General features: G+C 56.0%; 6 protein-coding genes and 1 pseudogene. 6 read left to right on the forward strand and 1 reads right to left on the reverse strand.

The genetic code is table 11. The features are described 5' to 3' along the window. From AC1DRJ_RS18535 to AC1DRJ_RS18545, 3 genes are all read left to right on the forward strand, one after another. Positions 1–1,048 (forward strand): OmpP1/FadL family transporter (locus AC1DRJ_RS18535; protein WP_477803440.1); only part of this gene is annotated, 1,048 nt, incomplete at its 5' end. 45 nt (positions 1,049–1,093) lie between these two features. Continuing rightward, a complete protein-coding gene (locus tag AC1DRJ_RS18540; RefSeq protein WP_477803441.1) occupies positions 1,094–1,771 on the forward strand; it encodes a DUF3313 domain-containing protein in 678 nt (225 codons plus the stop codon). 93 nt (positions 1,772–1,864) lie between these two features. Next, a complete protein-coding gene (locus AC1DRJ_RS18545) occupies positions 1,865–2,323 on the forward strand; it encodes a glycine zipper 2TM domain-containing protein (RefSeq protein WP_477803442.1) in 459 nt (152 codons plus the stop codon). Positions 2,324–2,523: 200 nt separating this feature from the next. Here the strand turns inward: AC1DRJ_RS18545 and AC1DRJ_RS18550 are convergent. Further along, positions 2,524–2,820, reverse strand: a pseudogene (locus AC1DRJ_RS18550) (group II intron maturase-specific domain-containing protein); the annotation flags it as partial. Between the two features lie 257 nt (positions 2,821–3,077). Between AC1DRJ_RS18550 and pcaQ the strand changes: the two are divergent. From pcaQ to AC1DRJ_RS18565, 3 genes are all read left to right on the forward strand, one after another. Further along, complete coding sequence (gene pcaQ, locus AC1DRJ_RS18555; RefSeq protein WP_477803443.1) at positions 3,078–4,007, forward strand: pca operon transcription factor PcaQ; 930 nt, start codon at positions 3,078–3,080, stop codon at positions 4,005–4,007. A gap of 126 nt (positions 4,008–4,133) precedes the next feature. Next, entirely contained in the window at positions 4,134–4,853 is a 720-nt protein-coding gene (gene pcaH / locus AC1DRJ_RS18560) for a protocatechuate 3,4-dioxygenase subunit beta (RefSeq protein WP_477803444.1), read from the forward strand. Between the two features lie 12 nt (positions 4,854–4,865). After that, a partial coding sequence (locus AC1DRJ_RS18565) for a dioxygenase family protein (RefSeq protein WP_477803445.1) occupies positions 4,866–5,213 on the forward strand: 348 nt, incomplete at its 3' end.

The following is a 5,213-nucleotide window of genomic DNA, read 5'->3' on the forward strand; positions in this document are numbered from 1 at the left end:
GCTCTACGGTGACCTCAAGTTCAACCGTGACTCCAATACGAATGTCTCCGGCAGTGGCAGCGGTAATGTGCTGGACCCAATTCCCGGTGGCAGCTTTTTCATCACCCATCAACTCGACGACCACTGGAGTGTCGGTTTTGGCTCCTATGGTGACTTCGGGCTGGCGGCCAATTACGACAACGACTGGTCAGGGCGCTACTTTGCCCAGAACGCCAGCATCGCCGGTTTGTCACTGGTACCTAGCGTGGCCTACCGCTTTAACGACCAATGGTCGGTCGGCGTCGGTGTGAAAGCCATGTACGGCATGTTGCAAACCCAGACCGCCATTGACCGTTCACCGTTGGACCGCACGGATCGCAACGACGGGCAACTCAAGTACGAGGACAACACTTGGGGATACGGCGCCAACCTGGGGGTGATCTACGCCCCGCAACCCGGTACGCGAATAGGCTTGGCGTACACCAGCAAGGTCGATCTCGACTTTGAAGACCGACTCGATGTGAAAGGCTCCGGTCCTCTGACGGACAATTTGAATGGCCTCAACACAAAAATCGATACCCAAGTGCCGCAAACGGTGACCCTCAGTCTGTTCCAGCAACTGGACCCGAAATGGGCAATGCTGGCGACGGTCAACTGGCAGGACTGGTCGGAATTCGGCGAAGTCGGCGTGCAAGTCGACACCAACGTGGCCGGTTCACAATCGACCTCCATCGACGCCAACTACAAGGACACCTACCAACTGGCCCTCGGCGCCCAATACCAGGCCACGCAACAGTTGTTGTGGAACTTCGGTATTGCCTATGACACCTCCGCCGTATCAGACCATAACCGCACGCTCAACGTACCGATGAATGACTCATGGCGCCTGGCAACTGGAGCCACCTACGCGCTCAACAAAGACACCGACATCAACGTCAGCTGGGCCTTGGTCTGGATGGGCAATATGCCGGTGGACCAGACCAAGACGCTGTCTGGCGATCGCACTTCCGGTCAGTTCGATAACGCCTGGATTCAAGCCTTGACTACAAACATGACCTGGCGTTTCTGAAGCCTGCCAACGAGTAAACGATTTAGTCCCTGGAGCACTACCCTTATGAATCTGTCCCGCACATTAATTGTTGGCACAGCGCTGGCCAGCCTGATGCTTGTCGGTTGCACTTCGAAGGTGACTGAGTCGGCGCAATACTCAGGCTATCTGTCCAATTACAACAACCTGCAAGAAGTCACCACTCCCAGCGGCGGAACTGCAATGCGCTGGGTGAGCCCGTCGTGGAACCCGAATGCGTATGACACGGTGGCGTTCAGCAAGCTGGAAATGTATCCCGAACCCAAGCCCGATGAGCGCGTAAACCAGCAGACACTCACCGATATCCAAAACTACATGACCAGCAAGGCCAAGGGTGTACTGGGTCAGAAATATCAACTGGTATCCACTCCGGCCGCAGCACCGACTGGCTCGAAGACCTTGATCCTGCGCGCAGCCATCACCGGTGTGAGCGCTTCGAACGAGGGTATGAAGTGGTATGAAATAGTACCGGTCGCGGCCGTGGTCGGCGCTACACAAGCGGCCACCGGCCATAGGGATCAGGACACTAACCTGTTTATCGAAGCCGAGCTTATCGACGTTAAAACCAATCAGACCGTGGTCAAAGTGGTGCGCAAGGTCGTCGGTTCTCAACTGAAAAACGCAAGCCAGACCATCACTGCCAACGACTTCAAAGCCGCAATCGACAAACTCAACGCCGATATATGGGCGTTCATCCGTAGCTAAGCCTCGCCTCAATCGTCAGCACTCGCTGGCGGTTAAGTCTTCTTCGACGAAAAAGACATCGCGATCCGCTATCAATTACTGAGGTATAGAGAAATGAAAGTAATTTTGTCCAGACTGATACTGACCATGATGGTTGTGACGATCAGTGCCTGCTCCGCTGTGGGATCCAACGAAGGTGGTGCCGGTGAAATCGAAATTCGCGCCGGCAAGATCGAGCAGATATCGCTGACCCAGATGCAGACCAACCACGACAGTGGCGTCGGCGCCGTACTCGGTGGCGTCGGCGGTCTCGCTATCGGTAGCCTGATAGGCCGTGGTACCGGACGCGATGTCGCCATGGTCGCTGGCGCTTTAGCCGGTGCCGCTGGCGGTAATTACGCAGAGAAGAAAAAGTACGATCAACCGGTGGAGGCACAACAGATCATCGTGCGAGTTCAAAGTGGGGTGCTGGTATCGGTCACTCAGCCGATCAATCCATCTCTCGGTAAAGGTATGAATGTTTATATACAAGGTTCCGGTAATGAAGCCCGAGTAGTGCCGCAAGGCAGTTGATGTTTATAGGGGGCCAGGGCATTACATCGGCATATACCGCAAATGATCGCAGTCTTCGCAGGCGTCTACGCAATTATGCGTCCCGTGCAGGATGGTCTTGATCCCCACAAACATCGGCATAGGGGACGGCCTTCATAGGCCGTTCCCCTGCCACACCACCCGGCATGGGGTTCCGCACCGGGCGGTTCGAGAGATTGAGGTCAGGAGAGACGCGGCAAACCCATCCTGTCGAAACTCGCTATATCGAGCACTCGATTGAGCTCAAGAGCGCTATTGCGCCACCTGCAGCGAGAGTTCCCCGCCACTTTGCGAGCAACAGCCTCGCTTGCACCTAACCTGCGCAGCTCGCGATAGATCGTTGAACTACGCCGCCATTGCTTGAGCTGGATTGCCCGTAGTCGGTGCCGTATCCATTCATCCACCTCTCGCCAGACTCTCGGGGTTTGCGACAAGCCGAAATAAGCCTTCCAACCAAGCATGTAAGGCCTTAATCGATCAGATCCCACATCAGTTTTTTCTGGCTTTCGGTGTGATAGATCCGCGGTCTCTGCTTCATCTGCAACACTCCTTCTGCTTACACAGAATTTAGTTGTGTTGCATCGACCGGTCGAATCCACTGCCATAAGCAGTCACTCACCCTGTGAAAAACGACATTAAAAGCAGAAAATGAGCAGCGCAGCACTGGACCAACCGCCACTACAACACTTCGCATCCGACATTATTGGATTCCATACCACGAAAGCAGAGCAGCCGATTGAACATCGATACCCGAATCAAATTCCGTCATCTGGTGTGTTTTCTCGAAGTGGCACGCCAGGGCAGCCTGGCCCGCGCTTGCGACAAGTTGGCCATCAGTCAACCGGCGCTTTCCAAGACGCTGAAAGAACTGGAGTCGCTGCTGGATGCCAGACTGTTTGAACGGGGTAAAAAGGGCTCGACGCTGACCGAGGCCGGCGTTGCCTTTATGCGGTATGCAGGGCCGAGCGTGCAATCGCTGCGCGACGGCGTCAACAGTTTGCGCTCCGGTGTACATGAGCCCATTGCCGTGAAGCTCGGTGTGCTGTCCACCGTCGAAAGTCTGTTGGTGCCTGAAGTTGTCTGTCGCTTACACGACCGACACCCCGCCTTGGTGGTCAGCGTTGTGACCGGCCCCAGTGCCTATTTGTTATCACAGCTGCGGGTCGGTGAACTGGACCTGGTGGTAGGCCGGATGACCGATAGCCCATTGATCCTTGGGCTGGCGTTCGAGCATCTCTACAGCGAATCAATGACCCTGGTGGTACGCACCGACCACCCGGTTCTCGCCGATCCGCAGGGACACGAGCATTTCGAAGACTATCCGCTGGTGTTGCCGTTGGCAGGGACGACGATCCGAAAATTCGCCGACAGCCTGTTTGTGCAGCATGGGATTACCCCATCACGCCAACGCCTGGAAACCTTATCGATAGCCTTGAGTCGTCGCTACGTTCAATGCAGTCAGGCCATCTGGGTCGCGCCATTTGACGCGGTCAGACAGGACTTGCGGCAAGGTGATTTGGTGGAACTGGATCTTGGGATGCGTGAACCCGGCGGCTCTGTGGGGCTATGCACCAATCCTGCGTTGCCGGTGACACCTGCGGCGCAGTGGTGCGTGGAGGCGCTGCGCGAAGTTGGGCAAGAATGTCGTGAGGGAAACTATCCATAACCATTTAGACATGGTTCAAGTCGTTTTTTTCAATTTTGGCTGGGGTCGTCCCGGAGGAAACTGGCTACACGTCGCTGCCAATGCAGTGCCCGCCTCCGTCCAACCATAACAACAGGAAAAAACGACATGTCTGATGCGCACGACAGCCGCTTCGTCATTCGTGACCGTAATTGGCATCCCAAAGCCCTGACCCCTGACTACAAGACGTCGATCCTGCGGTCGCCCCGCCAGGCACTGGTGAGCATTCCCCAGTCTGTATCCGAATCCAGCGGCCCGGATTTTTCCCATCTGAAGATGGGTCAACACGATAACGATCTGCTGTTGAATTTCAATCACGGCGGCCTGCCCATCGGTGAACGCATCATCGTCGCGGGTCGAGTGTGTGATCAGTACGGCAAACCGATTCCCCATACCCTGGTCGAGATGTGGCAGGCCAATGCCGGTGGGCGCTACCGGCATAAAAAAGACAGCTACCTGGCCCCGCTTGATCCGAATTTTGGCGGCGTTGGCCGTGCGTTGACTGACCGCGATGGCAACTACAGCTTCCGCACCGTCAAACCCGGCCCCTACCCATGGCGCAACGGGCCGAATGATTGGCGCCCGGCCCATATCCATGTCTCCATCAGTGGCCCGTCAATTGCCACGCGTTTGATTACTCAACTGTATTTCGAAGGTGACCCGCTCATCCCCATGTGTCCGATCGTCAAGTCGATCGCGAATCCGGAAGCGGTGCAGAGTCTGATCGCCAAACTGGATATGAGCATGGCCAATCCTATGGATTGCCTGGCTTATCGTTTTGATATCGTCCTGCGCGGTCAGCGCAAGACCCACTTCGAAAACCGCTGAGGAGGCCTGCGTATGCCCGTTCAACTTCTGCATGAAACCCCGTCGCAAACCGCCGGCCCCTATGTCCATATCGGCTTGGCGCTGGAGGCTGCCGGCAATCTTCCGCGCGAGCAGGAAATCTGGAACGACATGGCCAAACCTGGCGCGCCAGGTGAGCACATTGTCGTGATGGRCCACGTTTATGACGGCAATGGCCACTTGATTCGTGACGCGTTTCTGGAGTTCTGGCAAGCGAATGACCAAGGCGTCTACGACACCGCTTACGATCTGGAAAAACCGTTCAACTGTATTTGCCGTACCGCCACGACCGATGTCGGTGAATGGACCCTCAAAACCGTGAAGCCTGGCGTGGTGAAAAAT

This window comes from Pseudomonas sp. P5_B2 (genome assembly GCF_056400445.1).

Coding starts and splice junctions, on each gene's coding strand:
- AC1DRJ_RS18545 (WP_477803442.1), top strand. CDS start 1,865: ATGAAAGTAATTTTGTCCAGACTGATACTGACCATGATGGTTGTGACG.
- AC1DRJ_RS18540 (WP_477803441.1), top strand. CDS start 1,094: ATGAATCTGTCCCGCACATTAATTGTTGGCACAGCGCTGGCCAGCCTG.
- pcaH (WP_477803444.1), top strand. CDS start 4,134: ATGTCTGATGCGCACGACAGCCGCTTCGTCATTCGTGACCGTAATTGG.